Below are 23,428 nucleotides of genomic sequence, written 5' to 3' on the forward strand. Positions count from 1 at the left end.
GTCGGCCGTTGCCGGGGTTTGGGGTAGTTCAAAACTCACGGCTTTGGTTGATACCGCAGCCGGGCCACTTTACCATCCATCGTCGTGACCAGCACCTCGCCCTTGCCCAGCGGCCAGACTCGATTCAGCATGGCGTTCGAGAGTTTGTGCGCCCAGGCTACCTGCTTCGCCTGCCGGTCTACGGCGTAAAGTACCCCATCGTCAGTGGGTACGTAGATGAAGCCGTCGCGCTCGGTAATGGGCGACGGGCTGATCTCGTAGCCGTAGTTGCAATTGACAAACCACTCGGGTTGCGCACTATCCGAACGCGTCGACATGGCCCAGAGCGTGTCGTTCATGCACTTGACGTAGAACAACGACTGGTCGGGCGAGAGGCCGCTGGCTTCAAAGCCTTTGTGCTGGTTCGACTTCCAGATTTCCTTACCGGTTTTGGCATCAATGGCCGTTACGGTCCGGTCGGGGGTCTGGATAAGGATACGGCCATTCGTGAGCACCGGCACCGTAGCCGCCGGAGAGTAGTTGCGGCTTTTACCGTTTGTCCACGTCCAGACAGGCAGACCGTTTTTCTTGTTCAAAGCGTACAAAGTCGATCCCCAGGACCCAAAATACACCGTTCGTTTGTCAGCCACCGGCACCGACTCCACGAAGCCGTTTACGCTGGTAAATGACCAACGTTCAGCGCCGTTTTTGAGCGATAGCGCCCGGAATTTGCCCTCCGAACTGCCGATATACACCACCTTACCGTCGATGAGTGGGCAGGCCACGATGGGCTTACCCGTTTCAACTTTCCAAAGCAGACTACCCGTACGTTTGTCCAGACAGTAAATAACACCGTCTGTCGATGCGACCACAACGCGATCTTTTTGAATGGCAGGTGTTGAATACACTTTACCGTTCGTCGCGAACCGCCACCGTACGTTGCCATCGGCTACCGACAGGGCCACGATCTGCCCGTTGGTATTTGGGTAAATGGCCAGGTCCCCATCAACCACTACGCCCGCGCCGACGTCGCTGCTGTCCTGCTTTTCCCAGACGGCCCTGACGGTACTGTATTGCTGGTTTACTGCGTACGACGGGCGTTCATAGTGCTGTTTGCTTTTACTGAACTGGTGATTCTCCAGCACGATCGTTCGCCAGGGGACCGCCGTCTGACCGAGGGTCTCCCCTACCGTTGGCGTCCGCACGGCGAAGTACATGCTGTCGTTCCGCATCGTGACGATGTTGTAAGCACCGACCGACTCCTTCGCCCGGAGATTGGAACGGCCCATCGTGCCCGGTATTCCTTCAAAATCCAGTTCTTTGTTGGCGTGACCGTGCCCGCAAAGAGCCGCCTGTACGTTTGTCTTTTTCAGCTCATCGATCAGCAGATACCAGTTCGCCAGGGCCGGGTCGAGCGGGTAATGATTCATAAAGATTACCGGCCGGTCGGTACCTTTCAGCTTCTCGGCCTCCGCCCGTAGCCATAGTACGTCTTCCCGAGCCGCCAGGCCCGGCGACATCCGCATGTTCGGGCCACTGCCGCAGCCAATGAAGCGGTATTTACCAACGTCAAACGAAAAGCGCTCAGCACCGAAGATTTTACGAAAACTATTGCAGCCGTTCTCCGACCATTTCGTATCGTGATTGCCGGGAAAGATGTACCATTTCTTAGTCAAACCGTCGATGATGCGTCTGGCCGTCATAAACTCTTCTTCCGTGCCAAAATCCGTAACGTCGCCGGTAAATACAACAAAGTCAATGTCGGATTGGGCATTAATGTCGTTGACCGTTCGTTGCAGGTCTTCGGCGGCCGTTTCGGGCGCTCCTACGTGGGTATCTGTCACAAAAGCGAAGCGAATGGGCTGCGCCCAGGCGCTCACCGACACACTCAGTAATAAGGCAATCAGTCGAATCATTATGTTTTTGTTTTACCGCAAAGACGCAGAGGAATCGCAAAGTGCGCTAATATACGTTGTGCTCTTGGCGTTTTTCTTTGCGTCTTTGCGGTAAAAAGAGTTAAATCTTTTTACTTGGCCTTACCCTCAACTTTTGCCCTGATCGATTCACGCTGTTCAGCATCTTGCCTTTTTCGGGTTGCGTGACCCGGCGTTCTGCTTTGTTGAGTTCGTGGATGACAAGGTTCCAGCCAAGCCAGATGAAATAGCTCAATAAGCCTACGGCAACCAGCCCCCGGTAGAAACGCATGGGTAACCGCCGAATCGTGGTTTCGAGCGTAGTCTGCGGTTCCAGCCGATGCCAGTTCTTGGTCAGCAGTGCCCGCTTTTCAGTCTCCGAGAGTGTCGGCTCAACTGGTACATTCAGGGCGTTGTACCAGGCCTCAACCTGCGCCCGTTCCTCGTCGGTGGCCTGACCATTGTGGTAGTTGGTCAGCAGCGCCAGTAGCGTTTCCTTGTCCATTACGTGATGGGGTCAGGCAGGACTCTCCTAACGACCTTCCCATAGCCTGACGGACAAGTCTGAAAATACCCTAATGGACTGTTGTTACGAATTTGTTAAGGCTACATCAAACTAAAATATTACCCCAAACCTCTGAAGGGGCTTAGCGCTGCTATCTCCAGAATCCTGGCCTGAGCGGAGCTAAGCCCCTTCAGGGGTTTGGGGTAATTATACAATTTACGGGCTGGTGCTTTACAGCGGTCGCCCCGACAGCCGGAGCGCGTCGAACAGTAGCGGAGCGTACTGATCACTGACTGGAATGGCCGTTCCGCCCACGACGACCTGCTGCTTGCGAATGACCTCAATCCGGTTGCAGTCGACAATGAACGAGCGATGGATGCGCATGAACCGGGGTGCGGGCAATCGCTCCTCCATCGCTTTAAGCGTCATGCGGGTCAGGATCGGGCGAACCTGACTGGTGGTGTAAATCTTGACGTAGTCTTTCAGCCCCTCAACGTAGCGAACCGTGTCGACCTGCACCCTTACCAGCGAATAATCGGCGTTCACGAAAAAATCGTCAGAGGAGGGCGCAGCCGATGTACTAACCGGAGCCGGGGTTTCGGGCTGATTCAGGGCCTGCCGGGCTTTCTGAACCGCCTGGATAAACCGCGTAAACGCAACGGGCTTGAGCAGATAATCCAGTACGTTCAGGTCGTAACCGGTCAGGGCATATTGCTCGTAGGCCGTAACCAGAATGACCAGCGGCCGGTGCGTTAGCCCCTCCAGCAGTTGGGTACCGGTCAGCCCCGGCATCTGTACGTCGAGGAACATCAGATCAACCGGCGTTCCGGTATCAGCTTCCTGCTGGAGTGTTTCGAGCGCGTCGAAGGCATCGTCGCAGGTACGGACCAGTTCCAGCCCGGGCACTTTCCGGATGTTGTCGGCCAGCAGGGCCAGAGCCAGGGGTTCGTCATCAACGGCAATGCAGCGAATGGGTTTCATGGAGACTCAGCGTAATTTAAGCAGTAGGGAGACTTCATACCAGCCACCGGCCCGGCTGGTTTCGAGGTAATGGTCGGGGTACAGTAATTTCAATCGGCGCTGTACATTTTTCAGGCCAATCCCCGACCCGACCAGTGTTCCACCCGTGGGCGCTTCGGCCACTGCCGACGACCGTCGGGAGCGATTTTGCCGCGTAGGAGTGGTTGCAACGAGTTCGGGGAAATCAGCAACCGGCGAATCGGCCACCTTGTTCCGGACGTTGAACCACAGCATCGTGCCCATCATCCGCAGCCGGATTTCGACCACGGCGGGAGAACCGGCTGCGTGGATGTGCCGCCCCGTCCCGTGTTTGAATGCATTTTCGACGAACGGAATCAACAGCATCGGTTCAATCCCCATGGCCGGATTTAGCCCTTCGACCTGGTACTGCACCTGTACTTTATGCCCCAGCCGGAGCTTTTCGAGGTTGATAAAATCTTCGAGGTAACTGACTTCACGCTCGATGGGTACCCGTTCTCCGTCGGCGTCGTAGAGCATGTACCGCATCAGCCCCGCCAGTTGAATCGTGACGGGCTCAACGGATTCGGGCCGTAGCCGCGCCAGCGACACGATGCTGTTCAGGATGTTGAACAAAAAATGCGGGCTGATCTGCGACCGCAGAAACGCCAGTTCCGACTTCAGCCGCTCGTTTTCCTGCTCTTTCTGATCCTGCTGCCGCCGGTGATAATCGTTCAGCACTTTGTAGGTCGTACTGATTGACAGCACGAACATAGCCGGGATGATCGACGCCAGCATCATCCGGTAATGAATCTGCATAAGTCCATACCGGAGCAGTTGAAACCCAAACGAAAGGCCGACCATCAGCACCAGACAGCCAACCACAACGAGCAGGTAATCCCGCATGCCACGCTTGTCGAGGATGCGGGGAATGAACACGTACACGTTGAGGTAAAACAGCCCGACCGTCAGGAGATTAAACAGGACCGGATAAGCCGGAGAGTAGACCGGTAATTTCGTGATTGGCTCAGGGGGTCGATTACCCACAAAAAAAGGCAGGACGACGAAGGCCACCCAGAACAGCAGGAGCAGCAGCCGTCGGCCCGTGCGGGGCAACCGGAATGAGTGCGGAACAGTCATACTCTAATCTAACGCTTCCAGAGCAGGTTACTGCCGTTGATTTAGCAAAAGAGCGACTAAACGCCCGAATGTGTCGATGAGCCGGGCCGCCCAGGCGATTTCCCGGGTTTAGCTTCCGTGCCTTAGGGCCGAATGCTTACCGTCTGCTCCAAGCCGTGGTGTAGTCAGGTTCTAAACCTGACCGCGCAAAACTGGCGTTGTAAACATCACCGCAAACTGGTTTCCCGCTCGATCAGCAACAGGGCTTTTTCCAGGTCCAGGTCCTGATGGTGGGCGATGGCGTCCGGCGTGTATTCAACCGGAAAATCGGGCATGACGCCGTGGCCATCGACCGGATTTCGCGAGGGGGTAACCAGCCGCATCCACGGAAACTGAAGCACAATGTTGGAGTTGGGCAAGGTAAGTTTCTGGTTTGTTCCTCCTCCGCAGCCCAATTCCGTGCCGCCCGTTTCGCGACCGATGAACACCGTACGCGGGCGGGCCACCCGCAACGCAGCCGCAAAGTTAGCCCCGTTCGAGAACGTACCGCCATCAATCAGGACGTACAGCTTACCCCGGAACCGGTCGTGCCGGGCTACGCGCTGGTAGCCCGTAATGCGGCCGACTTCTTTCCGAAAGTCGAAGTAATACCACTGGCCGATCCGGCGACTGGGACCAAACGTAGCGAAGTAGCTCCGGGTCAGGTCGGAGTCGAAGTGATCGTCGAAACGGTTTTTGCCGGGATTCGGTACCTTGGCAATTACGCGCTGAAGAAACACATACGACGTATCGGCCAGGTACGACAGCAGGTTATTGATGATCCGTACGTCACCGCCGTGGTTCCGCCGAACGTCAAGAATCAGGTTTTTAATGTTCTTGCGGGTCAGCGTCCGGAACGCTTCGCGATAATATTCCTCGTCGTTGTATTCCAGCGCGTTGACCGTCAATACAGCCGATAGCGAATCGTTAAGCAACTGCAGGTTCAGATAACTCCGTTTATGGGCCTCTTCTTTTTCGCGGGCCAGTGCTTTTTCTTCCTCGTCGGTAAGTTTACGCGCTGGTTCGTCCGGTTTTTTGGGTTCTTCGGACTTAGGCTTTGCCGCAACGGTCAGCGTCCGGCGTGTACCGTCGGGGGCCAGCACACTAAGCGTATACGGCCCCGGCCAGCGGTAAACCCACCAGCAAACATCCTCAAAGAAGTCGTACTCGTTCAGGAAGAACTCTTTCCAGGTCTGGTTATGGCCGTCGCCGTTCCACGTATTCAATCCGGTTTTGATGATCTCGGCAATGGGAACGCTATTGATTGCCAGCAATTGTGAGCCGACAGCCAGCGTCGAATCCGTCGACGTATTGGCCACAATCCAGGCACGGCCTTTGCGCACGAACACATCAAACGGCAGATGAACCAGCCGGGGGCGGCTGCTGGCCGATTTATAGTCTTCGCTGTGTTCCAGTTGGGTATGCCCACAGCGGATGCGGCAAATGAGCGGGTACAGCCGGTTGATGAACTCCTGCTCGGTCAGCGGCTGATTAAGCGACGCCAGCGTTTGGTTGAACGCTGCGTTCATGGAGTCCCTGGGCGTGTACCAGTACAGGCTCGGATGCAGTTCTTCCAGCGCGGACCGCATAAGCCTGAAATCTTCCCGCAAATCCTTGACCGAAATTTTCCGGTTTGGATTGTACCCTTTCAGGAATTGAGCAGCCAGTTGGTTACTGGTCAGCAGGAATACAAGGAGATAGACGTATCGCTTCACAACAAACACCTGTGCCGACCGAACACCCGGCCGGTTTTATATCCCGGCAACTCAGGCTGCCGGTACGTTAACGTTCTCTTTTTGCTGCGGCTCCCCTACCGGTGGCCGATATGTCTGGAACGGAATCTTTAGTAACCCGCCGATATGTGAATGTTCATGTGGTTCGGGGTGCGTATCGATGCCGTATCTGATGGCTGAGCCGGGCATTTCGTGGTACGTACCGAACAGCCGGTCCCAATATGGAAAAATATTGCCGTAGTTGGTATTCGTTACCGGCAGCACGTAGTGGTGGTGCACATGGTGCATGTTCGGCGTTACGATCACCAGGCCGAGCACCCGATCAAGCCAGCGCGGCAGTTCAATATTCGCGTGGTTAAACTGTGACAAAACTACCGACAGCGACTGGTACAGAAACACCAGCCACATGGGAGCCCCCGTCACGAATACGGCCAGGGTCGTGAACACGAACCGGATCACGCTCTCGCCAGGGTGGTGGCGGTTGGCCGTGGTCGTGTCCACGTACGTATCGGTATGGTGAATCAGGTGGAAACGCCACAGGAACCTGACCTTGTGCTCCGTCCAGTGCGGCAACCAGGCCCCAATCAGGTCCAGCACCAGCAGGCCCACGATCGCTTCGGCCCACAGCGGCAGTTGCGCCCATTGCAGCAGACCGACACCGTTCCGCACGGTCCAGTCGCTGGTCTGGAGCAGGATAAACGCCAGCACAAAGTTGACGACGATGGTTGTCAGCGTAAAGAAAATGTTGATGCCGGCGTGGTGCCACTTTTTGTAACGGAAGCGAAACAAGGGGACGGCGCTTTCGATGAGCCAGAAAATCGTAATCCCCCCCACCAGAATCAGGCTCCGGTGCGACGACGGAATGTGCTCAAAGTAATTAACCAAACGCTCCATGCTCTTCTTTGAAACAGACTATTTGTTCTTATACTATTACAAATATAACGTCTTGTGTCAAAAGGTGATTATATGGGTTCACCGATTATTGAATTGTCTTCTGGCTGAGATCAGAAGGTTGGTATCTGTTTCTTTCGTAGGTTGTGATAAAGCGCTCAGAGCCGAATGCCCGGTTATTCTGGAATGACAGGAACTAGTTCCAAAGGGTTGCTACCGACTTTCGCCATTCTGCCGCTGCCAGACCAGGCAGGCTGAATCCGGCCCCTGTCGCCGAACAAAGCTAAAATACATGGAATTTAGCTCCCGACCTCCGCAGTTGGTCACCACCTTGACAATAATTTTCGGCGAGTCTTTCAGGATTGAGTCCGGTACAACAACCGTTTCGGTCCCGACCAGTATCTTCTCCGGGAGGGCTGCCAGGTTGCTGTTCATCGACGTATCCGGCTGGGTAAAAACCGACCAGGTAAACTGACTGGGGTCCGGCACAGAGGTTTCGCCGGACGCAACCAACGTTAGGCCGCGGTTAGGGTCGTAACAGCTATTTTGCGCCGAAACCTGCTCGACCGGAACACACGTGGGGAGTTCATCATCGAGCGTGCAACCTGCTAAACCCGCCCAGATCAATAGGATATAGAAAAAACCACACCGATGCCTGAACCTGTACATACCCGTTGAGTCAGTGATGATTTCCAAGAAACTAAATAAGCGCAACAGTTACCCGGATTGATCTACAAAATCTATCATACAACCTCTCAAAGTAGGAAAGGTAGATATGCGCTGGTTCCTCCGGTTCCAGAAGACTCCTCTCAATCGCACCCACATAGGCAGTACATCCGGGCACGACCGGGTTCGAGTGTATGCGTCGTTGTAGACCCGTTCACCGTGTAGCGCAGGGTCAGGGTACGCCGGTTCGGCGACAACTCCCCCCGTACGTTGGTGGGAATGTCAATAAATCCCGCGCCGTTGAAGGTATAGTAGCTCGCTTTGACGGTGAAGGTCTGGTTCCGGTCAATACGCAGCGTAGGCATCAGGATATACGAACAGCACATTCCATTCAGCCGGTAGCCATTTTGGTAAGGCGCTAACTCGACACAACCCTCCGACCACGTATCGGCCGGTAAAACCTCAGTACGTGACGAACAGCCGACGATAAAAGCACAATAGACGATCAGCAGCAGGGCAACGGGTTTCGGTTTCATGGCTACATTTGGAATAACGCCATGACCCATGAAGCGGACCAACCGTTGGAATGTGCAGCCGGTACGTTTCACCGGGGCAGCAGTCAAGGTCAGAACGAACCTTATATTGTAACTCAATTAATCCGCGCTCCACGATTTCCCGTTGCGGGCTACCAGCGTATGATTCTCAGGCGCTGACTTCCATCAGCAGCGTCGTATTGAGCCGTTTCACTCAGTACGTGCGGTAGGTATTTGTCCAGGTAGTCTGGCACAAAGAGATAATAGTAAAACAGCTACTCCGAAGGCAATCAGGCGGTGGGAGCTCCGCAAGTTGGCATTCGCAAGAATTGTCGCTTATAACCGCGATTCTTTAGTACAGGTTTCGCGGATTACTAACTATCTCTCCAGTCAGGGAAGCCGTTGCCAATTGAAAAATGGGGCAATCTGCCTTTAGACGTAGGCTATCAGACGCTAAATTGGATAAGAGCGGATCAACTCAAAACGCCTACCATCCAGCGTCTGATAGCCCAGGTCGTATACAAAGCCGCTACGTAGTCAGCAGGTTTGGCACAGCAAGTCTCGGTGTTGCCGATTGGTTACCTGGTAAGCCGGATAGACGGGCGTAATTCGCCCGCAGGTAAAACAGGGCATCACGCACAGCCTCAGCGGGTAGTTTTGGTGAAAAACCCAGCTCATGTCGCGCCTGACTGATGTCAAAATCCTGCGGAACCCCATACAGCATCGACACCAGACTCGTACGTAACAGCGGAGCTTTACCAGTGAAACGGCTACTCTGCTCCATCAGAAACGCCATCGTGTACAGTAACGCTTTAGGAACTTTAGGCGGCATTTTCAGCCCCAATTCAGGAAACAACCCCTTCGTTAACGCAGTCGTTTCGCGTAACGTCATACTTTTCTCATTAGCCAGAATATAGCGCCGACCGCTGATACCCCGCTGGGCGGCTGCATAGCAACCAGCCGCTACGTCTTTCACATCCACCCAGTTAATGGTGAACGATGTCTCGATCGGAACCTGCCTGTCGTAAACGGCTTTCAGGATGTTATAGGACTCATTCAATGCAAACGCTTCGCCACCGATCATGGCCGACGGTAGCACACTTACCATCGCTAGCCCGTACTGCTTAGCCAGTTCAAACGCCAGTTGCTCCGCATCGTTTTTCGATTTGTAATACACATTGCGTCGGTCAGGGTTGAACCCGTAGCTTTCGCTGGTGGGCAGGGTCGTGTAGTTCAACGCGGCAATGGAACTGACATAAACTACTTTTTTAACGCCCTTTTCCGCTGCCGCTTCGAAGATGTTCCGGGTGCCCTGCATGTTTACCTCGTAAATTTCCTTTTCTTCGTCTTTGGCCCACAGCTTGAAAGCCGCCCCGACGGCGTAAAGCGTATCGACACCCTCCATAGCCCGTAGTAGTGACGCTTTATCGGTAATGTCAGCGGCTACAACTTCGCAGTTGAGCCCGGCGAAAGGGGCGCGGTTACGTGTATTCCGGACGGAAGCCCGAACACGCTCTCCGTGTGCCAGCAGATGCCGAACCAGATTGTTGCCGAGGTGTCCATTGGCCCCCGTGACGAGTGATAGTCGTGTACTTTGCGGTGTGCCGCCCAGCGGAGTGCCGCCCAGCGTCGAAGTGTGTTGTGCGTTCATTGTGCGTATCGTTTTGTTTGATGACGCTACAAAACTCCCAACAGCTCAGCTCACTTCTCTTGACATAGGTTAGGAAATGATCTGTCGGCGAATGCGACTGAGCGATTCTGGCTTGATACCAATGAACGATGCGATGTATTGCAGGGGTACGTTCTGAATAATGTCGGGGTGCTCGTGCAAAAGTTTCAGATACCGCTGCTCAGCGGTCAGGCTTTTCAACTCTTTAATACGTTGCTCGTTGTAAGCCACCGACTGCTCGAAGATAATTCGCCCGAATTCGGTTAACCGGGGGCTGAGCGCATAAAGCTGATGCAGGCTGTCCCGGGTGATGGCCAGCAGGTCAGCATGGGTCAGGCATTCGACACAGTCTTCCGACGGCACCTGCCGGATGAAACTGCTGAACGCTGTAATAAACCCGGGCGGGCAATTCAGGTGGCTGGTCATCTCCTCGCCGTCTTCCAGCGCAAAAACACGCACATAGCCCTGATTGATAAAATAGAGACACCGGGGTATCTGCCCAACCTCGACAAGTCGGCTCTGTTTTTCGCCCGAAATAGGCTTAAATGATGTCCGAACGAGGTCTTTATCTGACTCGGTCAGCGACACCAATCTGTTCATTACGTCCAGTAACTTGTCATGCGTCTGCATCGATTGCTCCAAACCTGCGTTTGTGGGGAAAGATACTACATACGGCTACTTTTCCCAATTAAGGTGCCACTGGTACGTATCCAAAGCTTACGTAACTTAGCCACATTATTACGTTCACCATGCCCCGTTTCTCCTTTGAACAGCCCATCCGACAGCTCGATAAACGACAGGGTGGCTACTACCACCTTGTTGTTGCTGCCGACGTTGTCAATCAATTCGAGAAGCAGCGGGCAACCCGGCTGATCTGCGTGATTGACCAGCTTGTGTCATTTCCCTGCGGACTGAACCACCTCGGCGATGGTAATTTTTACATCATCATTGCGACGCAGCAGCTAAAGAAAACAGGTAAAAAGCTGGGCGATACGGTGGTTTTTGAGATTTTCGAAGACCCAAATCCATTGGGCATCGATATGCCCGAGGTGCTACAGGTGCTGCTTGACCAGGACGACGACGCAAAACAGACGTTTGATACGTTGACGGACGGCAAGAAACGAAGCCTGATTTATTCCATAAAAGGCGTTAGGGACATCGACAAACAAGTGCAGAAGATCATGAGCTTTCTCAACGACCAGAAGACGAAAAAGCGTTGACGTACTCAGCCGCCGGTCAGGATTCACGACGGAAAATCCAGTCCCAAAAACAAAACCCGGCCACCTTTCGGCGACCGGGTTTCATTATGTATCGGCCAGACAGACTAGCCGTTCACCCTACTTACGCATTTGTCTTCTGGCGGATCAGGTTCAATGCGGCACCCGCCTTGAACCACTCAATCTGGCCTTCGTTGTAGGTATGGTTCGCCAGGAACTCATCCGTTGTCCCGTCGGCATGATGCAGCACAATCTCCAGCGGGCGACCCGGCGCAAACTCGGTCAGGCCTTCGATGTCGATCGTATCGTCTTCCTGAATCTTATCGTAGTCAGCCGGGTTAGCAAACGTCAGCGCCAGCATACCCTGCTTCTTCAGGTTGGTTTCGTGAATACGGGCGAATGACCGTACCAGAATGGCCCGAACGCCCAGGAAGCGCGGCTCCATCGCTGCGTGCTCGCGGGATGAACCTTCGCCGTAGTTTTCGTCGCCAACCACCACCGAACCGATACCTGCGGCTTTATAAGCCCGCTGCACGGCCGGTACTTCGCCGTATTCGCCGGTCAATTGATTCTTCACGCTGTTGGTTTTCTCGTTGAAGTAGTTCACCGCACCAATCAGCATGTTGTTCGAGATGTTATCGAGGTGACCGCGGTATTTCAGCCACGGACCCGCCATCGAGATGTGGTCGGTCGTACACTTACCTTTCGCCTTGATCAGCAGTTTCAGGCCTTTCAGGTCGGTACCTTCCCAGGCTGGGAACGGCTCCAGCAGTTGCAGACGGTCGGAGGTTGGGCTTACAAGTACCTGTACACCACTACCATCTTCGGCCGGAGCCTGGTAGCCGGCATCTTCCACGGCGTAGCCTTTCACCGGTTGTTCGATACCCTGCGGTTCGTCGAGCTTCACCTGCTCCCCGTTTTCGTTGGTCAGCGTATCGGTCATCGGGTTGAACGTCAGGTCACCGGCAATGGCAAAGGCCGTCACGATTTCGGGCGAGGCCACGAACGCGTGCGTGCTGGCGTTTCCGTCGTTCCGCTTGGCGAAGTTCCGGTTGAACGATGTGATGATCGAGTTTTTCCGGCTGGGATCGTCCATATGACGCGCCCACTGCCCGATGCAGGGGCCGCAGGCGTTAGCCAGCACAACCCCACCCATGTTTTCGAACGTATTCAGCAGGCCATCGCGCTCCGCCGTGAACCGTACCAGTTCAGAACCGGGCGTTACGGTGAACTCCGACTTCACTTTCAGGTTTTTGCTCACCGCCTGCTCCGCTACGGATGCCGAACGGGTCAGGTCTTCGTACGATGAGTTCGTGCAGGAGCCGATCAGACCGACCTCCAGCTTTTCGGGCCAGCCATTTTCTTTCACCGCTTTGGCGAAGTTCGACAGCGGCCACGCCAGGTCCGGCGTGAACGGCCCGTTGATGTGCGGCTCCAGTTCGCTCAGGTTGATTTCGATCAGTTGATCGTAGTACGTAGCCGGATCAGCATATACTTCATCATCCGAGCGCAGGTGCTGCTTCACGGCTTCGGCCGCATCGGCGATGTCTGCCCGGTTCGTCGCCCGCAGGTAAGCGGCCATCCGCTCGTCGTAGGCGAAGATGGACGTTGTTGCGCCGATTTCAGCGCCCATGTTGCAGATTGTACCCTTACCAGTAGCTGACAAGCTTTCGGCACCCTCGCCGAAGTATTCCACGATCGCGCCCGTTCCGCCTTTTACGGTCAGGATACCGGCCACGCGCAGGATCACGTCTTTGGCCGACGCCCAGCCGCTGAGCTTACCGGTCAGTTTCACCCCGATCAGTTTCGGCATTTTCAACTCCCACGGCAGGCCCGCCATGACGTCGCAGGCGTCAGCTCCGCCGACACCAATCGCGATCATGCTCAGACCACCGGCGTTCGGTGTGTGAGAGTCTGTCCCGATCATCATTCCGCCCGGAAAGGCGTAATTCTCAATCACAACCTGGTGGATAATGCCGGCACCGGGCTTCCAGAAACCAATACCGTATTTATTCGAAACAGAGGCCAGAAAATCGTAGACCTCCCGGTTTTTATTCTTGGCCGTATCCAGATCCTGCTCGGCACCAACTTCCGCCTGAATCAGGTGGTCGCAGTGCACCGTTGAGGGAACGGCTACTTTCGGCCGGCCGGCCTGCATGAATTGCAGCAGGGCCATCTGAGCCGTGGCGTCCTGCATCGCTACGCGGTCGGGAGCAAAGTCAACGTATGCTTTACCCCGCTCATACGCCCGGGAGGGCGTACCGGCTGACAGGTGAGCATATAAAATCTTTTCCGACAAGGTCAGCGGGCGTCCCACTACCTGCCGGGCTGCTTCAACGCGTTCGCCGAGGTTGGCGTATACGCGCTGAATCATGTCAAAGTCAAAAGCCATAGCAAATAGAAATAACAGGTTACTAAAAAGAAGACTCTATCTGAATAACCAACGAATCGGCAGAATGGATTCATGGTTCGGGGCCAAAATTAGGAGATTATCTATCGTTTTGGAAATATTACCTAGGTTAGTCTTTCATTTCGCCAAATCGCCTAATTTTGGCGGACAAGTATGCTAACACTGATAAAAAATAGCAGAAATATGAACAAAACACTACTAAGGTCAATGGTGGCCCTGATGGCCGTAACCGTAACGCTTACATCGTGCAAGGACGAGGAGAACCCACTGGTAGGTGGCCAGGCAACGCGCCTGACTGCCCGGCTCGACGGGTTCAGTGAAAAACCTACGTCTAACACCTCTACCGCTACCGGTACGTTCAATGGCATTCTGAACGAAGTGACGGGCGTACTGAACTACACCGTGACGTACCAGGGCCTGACGCCAACCCAGGGGCACCTGCACCGGATTAACAATGCCAATGGCACGGGACCTGTCGACATTCCGTTCCCCAGCCTGACCTCGCCGATTATTGCCTCAACCACGGCGCTATCGCAGGATCAGATCTCCGCCATGAAGGCCGGACAGTACTACGCAAATCTGCACACATCCCGCTTTCCGGGTGGTGAGATTCGGGGCGATATCAAGCTCCAGTAACCGATTCAACCGGTTGCGAATAATTTCGATAAAGATCCGGCCAGCAGGACCGGATCTTTATTTTTGTGTAATCAACACCCAGTCGGCCTATTTTTTTTCGAGGTTCATCAGATCGGCAAAACGCAGGCATTCGGGCTGATTTGACGTGATTTACCCCTAAAATATCGCGGTTTTTAGCAACTTTTTCCGAACGTTGCCTTGTAACAATTTGTTACCTTACTGCTACCAATCCTCAACTTTCGTTGCGTAATCCAATCATTGGCGATTTGCATTTGTCAATGGTTTTGCGCCTATCTTTGGCCCGACCCGGCGCGATTGTGGAGGATAGGCTGTGTGGTTCTTATCAACCTGAACACCATTTTATGTCAAAAAACTTAGTCATAGTGGAGTCGCCGGCGAAGGCGAAAACCATTGAAGGCTATCTGGGTAAAGACTTTACGGTCAAGTCCAGTTTCGGGCACGTGCGCGATCTGCCGAAAGATGGGCTGGCCGTGGACGTAACGAATGGCTTTCAACCGTCGTACGAGGTTTCACCCGACAAACGCAAACTCGTCAGCGAACTAAAATCATTAGCCAGGTCGGCCGAAGAGGTTTGGCTGGCCACGGACGACGACCGCGAAGGGGAAGCCATCTCGTGGCACCTGAAAGAAGCCCTTGGCCTGCGCGAAAACACCAAACGGATCGTTTTTCGCGAGATTACCAAGAATGCCATTCTGAACGCGATTCAGTCGCCCCGGACCATCGACATTGATCTGGTGAACGCCCAGCAGGCCCGGCGCGTCCTCGACCGGCTGGTGGGTTATGAACTGTCGCCGGTTCTCTGGCGGAAGATCAAAGGCGGCAGCCAGGGTTTGTCGGCCGGCCGGGTGCAATCCGTCGCCCTGCGGCTGGTCGTGGAGCGCGAACGCGAAATCGACAAACACCAGTCCAAATCGTCGTTTAAGGTTACGGCCCAGTTCATTGTCGACGGCAACAAGGTCCTGAACGCCGAACTGCCGAAGAATTTTGCGACGCCCGGCGAAGCCCGCACGTTCCTGCAAGCCTGCATCGGGGCTACGTTTACGATTAAAAATCTCGAAACTAAACCCGCCAAGAAATCACCCGCTCCGCCCTTTACGACCTCTACCCTACAGCAGGAAGCCTCCCGCAAACTGAGCTTCGCGGTTGACCGGACGATGCGGCTGGCGCAGGCCCTCTACGAAGCCGGTAAGATTTCGTACATGCGGACCGACTCGACTAACCTCTCGCAGGAAGCGATTGGAAAGGCAAAAGCGGAAATCGAAACCGAGTTCGGTCCCAAATACGTGCAGACCCGGCAGTTCAAGACGAAGAATGAGTCGGCGCAGGAAGCCCACGAAGCCATCCGCCCGACTAATTTTAACGACCGTAATGCCGGTGCCAACAAAGACGAAAAGCGGCTGTACGAACTGATCTGGAAGCGGGCCATTGCCTCACAGATGGCCGACGCCCAACTGGAACGTACTACCGTAACAATCGGGATTCGGTTTGCCGGTGGGCAGACAACGACCGTTCAGGCCAGTCTGGATGATAGCCCTTTTGTTGAAACAACAAACGACAAATCACAAACCACAAACTTTCCGAATGAGCTTGTTGCGCAGGGGGAGGTGATTAAGTTCGACGGTTTCCTGCGTGTCTACCTTGAATCGAAAGACGACGAGGACGACGAAGACGCCAGGGGGATGCTGCCTCCGCTGACGATCGGGCAGGCGCTGAACCTGGGCCAGATGAAAGCTACGGAGAAATTTACCCGTCCGCAGCCACGCTACGCCGAAGCCTCGCTGGTAAAGAAACTCGAAGAAATGGGCATCGGCCGGCCATCGACCTACGCACCGACCATTTCGACGATCATCAACCGGGGGTACGTTATCAAAGAAGACCGGCCCGGTCAGGAGCGGACGTACAAGGAGTTTACGCTGCAACAGAACCAGATTCGCGAAACGAGCGGCAAAGAAACCTTCGGTTCCGAAAAAGCGAAGCTCTTCCCGACTAATACGGGTATCGTTGTAAACGATTTCCTGGTCGAATACTTCCCTGACATCGTGGATTACAAGTTCACGGCGACGGTCGAGAAAGATTTTGATGAAATCGCCAGCGGTCGGCGTAACTGGCAGAACATGCTGCAAAGCTTCTACGGCGATTTCCACAAGAACGTCGAGGAAATTCAGGGATCGTCGGTGGTATCGTTCAAGACCGGTGCCCGCGAACTCGGCACTGACCCACGTACGGGCAAGAAAGTATCGGCCCGGCTGGGTAAGTTTGGTGCTTACGTGCAGATTGGCGAAGCAACGGACGATGAAAAGCCGCAGTATGCTAACCTGCGTAATGGCCAGTTGATCGAAACCATTACGCTGGACGAAGCCCTGAGTCTGTTTGCTCTGCCACGCGAAGTTGGTTTCTTTGAAGACAAACCGATGGTAATCGGTATCGGCAAATTCGGACCGTACGTCAAGCACGATGACAAATACGTATCACTGACCCAGTTCGATGATCCGTATACCGTCACGCCGGAGCGGGCCATTGAGCTTATCCAGCAGAAGCGGGCTGAGTCGGCAACCGATACGTTAGGTGAGTTTGAAGGCAAACCCGTAACGACTGGTAAGGGACGCTTTGGGCCGTATGTCAAGTTCGAAGACAAGTACATTTCGATTCCGAAAAACGAATCGCTGGCGGGTCTGACGCTCGACCGGGCCATCGAACTGATTCAGCAGAAGCGGCAGGCTGAGAGCAATAAATACATCAAGGAGTTTCCGGAGCGGCCGGAGATCAAAGTGGTCAATGGCATGTATGGACCGTATCTGGCCGTCGGCAAGCGCAACGTCCGAATCCCGAAAGAGACCGATCCGGCTTCCCTGACACTGGAAGACTGCCTGAAGCTGGCGGGTCTTGACAACGAAGGCGAAGACAAAGCGCCGGCGAAAAAGACGGCAACGAAAGCCAAAGCGACAACGAAGAAAGCAACGGCTACCCGTACTACTACGGCTAAAAAGGCAACGACGACCACATCGGCCAAAAAGAAGTAGTCCGGTTCTCATAGACAAACCAAAAGCGCCGATCAATCTGCTGATCGGCGCTTTTGGTTTTAATGGCTTTCGCCTGAGCTAGGCTGCCACCTCGCTGTCGAATCCGGTCGCCACCGTTACGTGCTTCCAGGTTTCCAGGTCGTCCTGCATGGCCTTAATCTTAACATAAGCCAGATCATAGGCATCCTGACCCAGGAACAGGTGAAGGGGTGGATTGGGCTCAGCCGCCAGTTGAATCAGGGCTGCCACTGCTTTCTCCGGATCGCCGGGCTGATTCCCGTTAATCTCAAACTGATGGGCCTGTTGCGTGGCCCGCACCGATTCGTAGGCGTTGATGGGGTTAGCAGGTACCGCCAGCGAGCCAGTCGTCAGAAACTCGGTCCGGAAGTAACCCGGCTCAACCACCGTGACGTTAACCCCGAATGGCTTAACCTCAGCCGCCAGCGACTCCGACAAACCCTCGACGGCGAACTTGGTTGCGCAATAGATTCCAAAGCCTGGGAAGCTGCCAAAGAAGCCACCAATGGACGCAATGTTAATGATGTGTCCGGCCTGCTGACTGCGCAACTGAGGCATTACGCTCCGGATAACGTTCAGCGTACCGAACACATTGATGTCAAAATTCTCGCGGGCTTCCTGATCGGTTAGCTCTTCGATACTGCCAGCCATGCCATATCCCGCATTATTCACTACCACATCGATCCGACCAAAGTGCTGAACGGTAGCCTGGATGGCCTCCCTAACACTGGCTTCGGTTTTCAGATCGACCTGTAAGGGCAGAAGCTGCGCGCTATCGGCCGGAACGGCCCGGCGCAGGTCATCTGCATTCCGCGACGTAGCGGCTACGCGGTAGCCCTTGTCAATTAACTGCTTAACTAGTGAAAGGCCGAGGCCTTTGGAAGCGCCCGTAACGAACCAGACTTTTTGCGTGCTCATGATAATAGTTTTTTTAGTTAGATGAGAGATGATTGTTGGTCAAAATCTGTTGATTTGGCTAGTTCTTCCTGGGCTTGAAACACCTGGCTGAGTTCATCAACCTTACGCATTGCGCGCCGGTATGCGTCGCTGCCCAGCAGCAGATACAAAGGTGGGTTCGCTTCACTGGCCACCTGCATCAGGGTAGCCGCTGCTTTTTCAGGATCTCCGGCCTGGCTACCGTTCATTTTCAAATACTTGTCATGCGATTGACGAACGGTTTCGTAGGCATCGATGGGTTTCTGGGCTATGACCAGGGATTCCGGCGACAGGAAGCTGGTACGGAAGGCCCCCGGTGCCACCACGGTGACCTTAATCCCGAAGGCCTTAACATCATCGGCCAACACCTCCGACAGACCAACCATCGCGAATTTGGTCGCGGCATAAATGGCCCATCCTGTGTTGGCTGAAAGGCCGGCAATGGAAGAAATATTGATGATATGCCCGGACCGTTGAGTGCGTAGATAAGGCAGCACGTTCCGGATGACGTTCAACGTACCAAAGACGTTTACGTCGAAGCTATCCCGGGTTTCGCGGTCGGTAAGCTCTTCGATGCTGCCGCCAATGCCGTATCCCGCGTTGTTGACCACCACGTCAATCCGTCCGAACATGTTGTGAGCAGCCTGAATTGCCTGGGATACGCTTTGCTCATTGGTTAAGTCAACCTGAAGGGGCAAAAAATCTGGCGTGTTTGTACCGACCGCCTGTATTAGTTCCTCCTTGTGTCGCGATGTAGCGGCTACAGAGTGGCCTGCTTCCAGTACCTGTTTGATCAAACTGAGCCCCAATCCTTTGGAAGCTCCCGTAACGAACCATACTCGTTTGTTGTCCATAATTCTGCTCGTTTTGTAAGAGCAAAATTAGATGGACGCCCCAGGCAAGCGGTTGCTTCAACCAAACCAATACTTGCTAAATTCAAACATTCCGAAAGGCAGAAGGCGTTATGTGGGTGTGTTTCTTGAAGAAGTGGTTGAAATGAGCCGGTTCGTCGAAGCCAAGGCTGTAGCTGATTTCGGAGATGTTCCAGTCCGTATGTTTCAATAACGCTTTGGCTTCACTGGCCAGTCGTTCGGCAATGTGTTCGGTAGTGGTTTTACCGGTGGTGGCCCGGATGGATCGATTCAGGTGATTAACATGCACCGCCAGTTGCTGGGCAAAGTCATTCGCCGAACGTAGTCTGAACCGTTGCGAAGGTGATTCAATCGGGAACTGCCGCTCCAGCAATTCCGTAAAAACGGCCGTGATCCGCGACTTGGCATCCGTATGCTGGTACAGGGTATCGGAGGGCTGCATCTTCAACGCGTAGTGAGTCAGCTCGGTTACGTAGTTCCGCAGTAAGTCATACTTGTATTGATAATCAGAATTGATTTCATCGATCATCCTGACAAAGAGTTGACTTACCTGATCATCCTGCTTCTCATTCAGTACATAGGCCGGTTTTCCGCCGGGAGCGAACATAGGCAGTTCGTTAAGGCTACCTCTAATCTTCTGGGTGAAAAACTCCTCTTTGAATATGCAGAAAAAGCCGGTCGTATTGTCCGACAGGGGTTGCCAGGTGTACGGCACTTGTGGGTTAAAGAATATCAGGGTGCTTCCGTCAATCTCGATGCTTTTGTCGGCGTAATGATAGACGTTTCGGCCCCGGATCAGGGTAATCTTATAAAAATCCCGGCGACTGTACGAAACCGGAGCTGCATCTGGCGCGAGGCAATCTTCCAGCCGAAATACATTGAAATGACCGATAGCCTGCTGCGTATTGTCGGGCAGCCAGCGGAATTCCGCCCCGTTAAATTTCTTCTTGTAAAACTCTTCGAGGGTCTCTGTCTGTACCATAGCCCGAAGTTACACAATTCAAACCAAAATTTTCACTAACTCGCTTTTCTGCCAGCCAGCTAAAGCTTGTTTACTTTATCGTATGTTTGTGTACTCTATACACTGTTGATCTTCACCTTTATGAAACACGTACTGCTGCTTGCCCTTTGTCTTTACTACGTCACCTTATCCAGCGCATCGGCCCAATCGGGTAAGCTAAAACCCGGCTTCGATAAAGCCGAGTACCTCGAAATGCTGAGTGTTACGTCCCGACAGATTGATTCGCTGAAAGAAGAGAAAGTACCCGCCCCGAAGCGGTCACGCCGACTGTATCGCTCGCCGGTGGTCGGCCTGGATAATCGCTGGGAGCTATGGATCCGCGACGATCAGGTGGGCATTATCAGCCTGCGCGGCACAACTGAGAAGGCCGTGAGCTGGCTGGAAAATTTTTATGCCGCGATGGTACCTGCAACCGGCCAGCTCGAACTGGGACCCGATGATACGTTCTCGTACAAACTGGCCAATAATCCGCGGGCGGCTGTGCATGTGGGCTGGCTCCTCGGTGTCGCCTACTTATCCAAAACCATCCTTCCTAAAATGGACTCCTGCACAAAAGCCGGCATCAACGAATTCATCATTGTGGGCCATAGCCAGGGCGGGGCGCTTTCGTACCTGCTCACCTCCTACCTGAACTACCTGCGGGGCAACCGGCTACCGGCCAGCCTACGCATTAAAACGTATTGCAGCGCTGGCCCCAAGCCCGGAAACCTCCACTATGCCTACGATTACGAAGCCATGACGCAGGGGGGCTGGGGCTTCAACGTCGTCAACGCGGCCGACTGGGTTCCACAAACGCCGTTTTCCATCCAGACCATCGACGACTTTAGCCCCACCAACCCGTTTAAAGATATATCAGCCGGGCTGAAAAAGCAGAAGTTTTTCCAGCGCATTGCCCTCAATTATGCGTTTAAGAAGATGGACCGGCCGACCCGCAAAGCCCAGAAGGAGTTCCAGCGCTTTCTGGGTGATTTTGCGTCCAAAACCGTTCAGAAGAACCTCCCGGGCTACAAACCATCCGACTATTTTAAAAGCAACCATTACGTCCGCACCGGACAGTTTATCGTCCTCAACCCCGACGAAGCCTATTATCAGAAATTCCCGGATAATACCAAACAGGTGTTTATTCACCACTTTTTTGAGCCGTATTTAATGCTCACGAATCAACTGAAGTTGTAATGCTATTCCCTTTATTGATTAGAAAGATAAGCGCAAAGTAAGCTTAACTCAGAGTAACTTTACTTTATTATCATTATTGCGACAGGTAACATAGTTATTGCCTGCTATTAAGATATGAGCGGTATCGCTGGCATTATTCGATTCGACAAACTAGCTGTAGCAACAGACGATGTCGATAACCTCAAACGATTGCTGAAACATCGGGGAACACCTTCTTGCCAGCACATAGACAATGGAATACTCCTTTCTTTCAATGGCACAATAGAGACCGGTCAGTCGCATATTGCCGTTACGGATATCGATGACTTTCCATCAAATCAACCATGCATACCTAATTACAATAAATACGGCACCCAAGCATTTGACCTGTTAAATGCCGATTTTGCCGCTTCTATATGGGATGCGTCAAACCAAACTTTTTACTGTGCCAGAGACATCCTGGGTGTTAAACCACTCTACTACGTGTTTAAGCCCAATTGTTTTTTTGCTTTTGCATCCGAAATCAAAGCATTATTAGTACTTCAGGATGTTAGTATTCATCCTAATCGGCAGAAATACAGGGAGTATCTGACCTGGATGACTACCTATCTGCCCTACAATGATGAAACGTTTTACGAAGGTGTTTACAGCGTTTTACCAGGGCACTATCTTCAGGTTAGCGCTCAACGATTAACACTGCAGCCTTTCTGGAAGCCAGATCTGAATCAGTTCAACTCACTCAAAGCTCCTGATGACTATGCTGAAGTATTCAGAGAACGTTTTTTTACTGCTATCGAGACCCGGATGGCAGGAAGACACATCATCGGGGCTCATCTGAGTGGCGGACTCGATTCTTCATCTGTAAGTAGCGTAGCTCAATATATACGCAGCCAGCATCGATCAACCATCCATACGTTCAACATAGATACTGGTCTGGCTTCAACGGATGAATCCGATTTTGTGCGGGCTGTCGTTGATCAGTATCACCCTTTGCACCATATTGTTCATCCGGTTACTGACGTGCTGGATTCGGTTGAAAAAATCAATTATTATTTTGACCGTCCTGAGCATTTTATCATTCCTTCCAGCTTCCATCTTAGTGTTTCTTTGGAAGCTCAACAACTTGGCTGTGAAAGTATCCTTACAGGCCATGATGGCGACAGTGTAATTACAACTGGTTTCGACTATTTTGACCAACTACTAGACAGCCAGGACCTGGATCGTCTGATGCTTGCCTGTCAGCAGTTTATTTCCTACCCCGAACGTGATTTATCGCACCTGAGCCGTAGCTGGAGAACGCTGGATAACCAGGCAAAATTTGAAACGTACTGCTTATCCATCATTGGCCCTGCCCTAACGAAACAATTTAGAAGCCAACCTTTAGGCGCTTTTTTCCGCACATTACAAGTCTACAAACAGCAATTTAACCTTTCGGAAGCATCAATATTAGCGTATTGTGTAAAACGAATTCGAGAACGAATAGCTAACCGAACGTTGCTGAATAATGCGCTTAATGAAGATTTTAAGCAACATACATTTCCAGGAATACAAAACTCCACGGAACAATTTGTCTCAAAGCTCACAGAAGAGCATCAGGTTTCTTTCGCTCAAATTTTAAATGTTACAAATATTATCTGTAATGAGCAGTTAAATCACATTGGCGCTTACTACGGTCATGAATACCAATTTCCCTTCTTTGACAAAAATGTTATTGAAATTGGCCTTGCCACTCCACTTTCGGTCTGCTTTGATCAAGGGCGCGGCCGTGGTTTAATCCGAAACGGGCTAAAGGATATTCTACCATCTGTTATAACCTCGCGGCTCAGCAAAGCTAATTTTGTTGAGTATGGCAATCTGTCGGCTCAGCAGCTTTATAAAGCGACTTTTGAACGGTTTAATTCTACGAGCCATACTATCTGGGAAATTATAGATCGAAAGAAATTCTCTAAAATCGTAGATGTTGTCTTTAATTCCCGAATTCCGATGCAACGAAAAACTCGCTATAATTGGATGCTAAGCCGCATCATTTACCTTGCTCTTTGGCTTAATTCTTTACCGACAAAAGAACGACTGAAAGCCGGCGTACTGTTTTAGCGC

At 52.9% G+C, this 23,428-nt stretch carries 19 protein-coding genes; 5 read left to right on the forward strand and 14 right to left on the reverse strand.

Annotation, left to right across the window (positions count from 1 at the left end; translation table 11 throughout):
- Positions 1-35: 35 nt before the first annotated feature.
- From BN8_RS14115 to BN8_RS14165, 10 genes are all read right to left on the reverse strand, one after another.
- Positions 36-1,895, reverse strand: a complete 1,860-nt coding sequence (locus BN8_RS14115) for an outer membrane protein assembly factor BamB family protein (RefSeq protein WP_009282574.1) — start codon at positions 1,893-1,895, stop codon at positions 36-38.
- 100 nt (positions 1,896-1,995) lie between these two features.
- Positions 1,996-2,397 (reverse strand): hypothetical protein, encoded by a 402-nt coding sequence (locus BN8_RS14120; RefSeq protein ID WP_009282575.1) that lies wholly within the window; start codon positions 2,395-2,397, stop codon positions 1,996-1,998.
- 231 nt (positions 2,398-2,628) lie between these two features.
- Positions 2,629-3,378: a LytR/AlgR family response regulator transcription factor gene (locus tag BN8_RS14125; protein WP_009282576.1), complete on the reverse strand. Its 750-nt coding sequence runs from the start codon at positions 3,376-3,378 to the stop codon at positions 2,629-2,631.
- 6 nt (positions 3,379-3,384) lie between these two features.
- Entirely contained in the window at positions 3,385-4,515 is a 1,131-nt protein-coding gene (locus BN8_RS14130; protein WP_009282577.1) for a sensor histidine kinase, read from the reverse strand.
- Positions 4,516-4,721: 206 nt separating this feature from the next.
- Positions 4,722-6,248, reverse strand: coding sequence for a S41 family peptidase (locus BN8_RS14135; RefSeq protein ID WP_009282578.1), 1,527 nt, complete (start codon positions 6,246-6,248; stop codon positions 4,722-4,724).
- 51 nt (positions 6,249-6,299) lie between these two features.
- A complete protein-coding gene (locus BN8_RS14140; RefSeq protein WP_009282579.1) occupies positions 6,300-7,160 on the reverse strand; it encodes a sterol desaturase family protein in 861 nt (286 codons plus the stop codon).
- Between the two features lie 210 nt (positions 7,161-7,370).
- A complete protein-coding gene (locus BN8_RS14150) occupies positions 7,371-7,826 on the reverse strand; it encodes a hypothetical protein (RefSeq protein WP_009282580.1) in 456 nt (151 codons plus the stop codon).
- Positions 7,827-7,966: 140 nt separating this feature from the next.
- Positions 7,967-8,359 carry a hypothetical protein gene (locus BN8_RS14155; RefSeq protein WP_144051664.1) on the reverse strand — a complete coding sequence of 131 codons (393 nt, stop codon included), beginning with the start codon at positions 8,357-8,359 and terminating at the stop codon, positions 7,967-7,969.
- A gap of 526 nt (positions 8,360-8,885) precedes the next feature.
- Positions 8,886-10,007, reverse strand: a complete 1,122-nt coding sequence (locus BN8_RS14160; RefSeq protein ID WP_009282584.1) for an NAD-dependent epimerase/dehydratase family protein — start codon at positions 10,005-10,007, stop codon at positions 8,886-8,888.
- A gap of 69 nt (positions 10,008-10,076) precedes the next feature.
- Positions 10,077-10,625, reverse strand: coding sequence for a Crp/Fnr family transcriptional regulator (locus BN8_RS14165; RefSeq protein WP_202806391.1), 549 nt, complete (start codon positions 10,623-10,625; stop codon positions 10,077-10,079).
- A 149-nt stretch (positions 10,626-10,774) separates the two neighbouring features.
- Between BN8_RS14165 and BN8_RS14170 the strand changes: the two genes are divergently transcribed.
- Positions 10,775-11,245, forward strand: a complete 471-nt coding sequence (locus BN8_RS14170; protein ID WP_009282586.1) for a YdeI/OmpD-associated family protein — start codon at positions 10,775-10,777, stop codon at positions 11,243-11,245.
- Positions 11,246-11,366: 121 nt separating this feature from the next.
- Here BN8_RS14170 and BN8_RS14175 read toward each other — a convergent pair whose 3' ends face one another.
- Entirely contained in the window at positions 11,367-13,634 is a 2,268-nt protein-coding gene (locus BN8_RS14175; protein ID WP_009282587.1) for an aconitate hydratase, read from the reverse strand.
- Positions 13,635-13,835: 201 nt separating this feature from the next.
- Here BN8_RS14175 and BN8_RS14180 point away from each other — a divergent pair, with 201 nt between their 5' ends.
- A complete protein-coding gene (locus tag BN8_RS14180; RefSeq protein ID WP_040005809.1) occupies positions 13,836-14,288 on the forward strand; it encodes a CHRD domain-containing protein in 453 nt (150 codons plus the stop codon).
- A 362-nt stretch (positions 14,289-14,650) separates the two neighbouring features.
- On the forward strand, positions 14,651-17,329 hold the full coding sequence (gene topA, locus BN8_RS14185) for a type I DNA topoisomerase (protein WP_040005810.1): 2,679 nt from the start codon (positions 14,651-14,653) through the stop codon (positions 17,327-17,329).
- A gap of 78 nt (positions 17,330-17,407) precedes the next feature.
- Here topA and BN8_RS14190 read toward each other — a convergent pair whose 3' ends face one another.
- From BN8_RS14190 to BN8_RS14200, 3 genes are all read right to left on the reverse strand, one after another.
- Positions 17,408-18,265 carry an oxidoreductase gene (locus tag BN8_RS14190; protein ID WP_009282590.1) on the reverse strand — a complete coding sequence of 286 codons (858 nt, stop codon included), beginning with the start codon at positions 18,263-18,265 and terminating at the stop codon, positions 17,408-17,410.
- A gap of 17 nt (positions 18,266-18,282) precedes the next feature.
- On the reverse strand, positions 18,283-19,137 hold the full coding sequence (locus BN8_RS14195) for an oxidoreductase (protein WP_009282591.1): 855 nt from the start codon (positions 19,135-19,137) through the stop codon (positions 18,283-18,285).
- 82 nt (positions 19,138-19,219) lie between these two features.
- Positions 19,220-20,137, reverse strand: a complete 918-nt coding sequence (locus BN8_RS14200; protein WP_009282592.1) for a helix-turn-helix domain-containing protein — start codon at positions 20,135-20,137, stop codon at positions 19,220-19,222.
- A gap of 120 nt (positions 20,138-20,257) precedes the next feature.
- Between BN8_RS14200 and BN8_RS14205 the strand changes: the two genes are divergently transcribed.
- Both BN8_RS14205 and BN8_RS14210 read left to right on the forward strand, forming a co-directional pair.
- Positions 20,258-21,352 carry a lipase family protein gene (locus BN8_RS14205; protein WP_009282593.1) on the forward strand — a complete coding sequence of 365 codons (1,095 nt, stop codon included), beginning with the start codon at positions 20,258-20,260 and terminating at the stop codon, positions 21,350-21,352.
- A gap of 114 nt (positions 21,353-21,466) precedes the next feature.
- Entirely contained in the window at positions 21,467-23,425 is a 1,959-nt protein-coding gene (locus BN8_RS14210) for an asparagine synthase-related protein (RefSeq protein ID WP_009282594.1), read from the forward strand.
- The last annotated feature ends 3 nt before the right edge of the window (positions 23,426-23,428 follow it).

Origin of the sequence: Fibrisoma limi BUZ 3 (assembly GCF_000296815.2) — a bacterium.
Classification (GTDB): domain Bacteria; phylum Bacteroidota; class Bacteroidia; order Cytophagales; family Spirosomataceae; genus Fibrisoma; species Fibrisoma limi.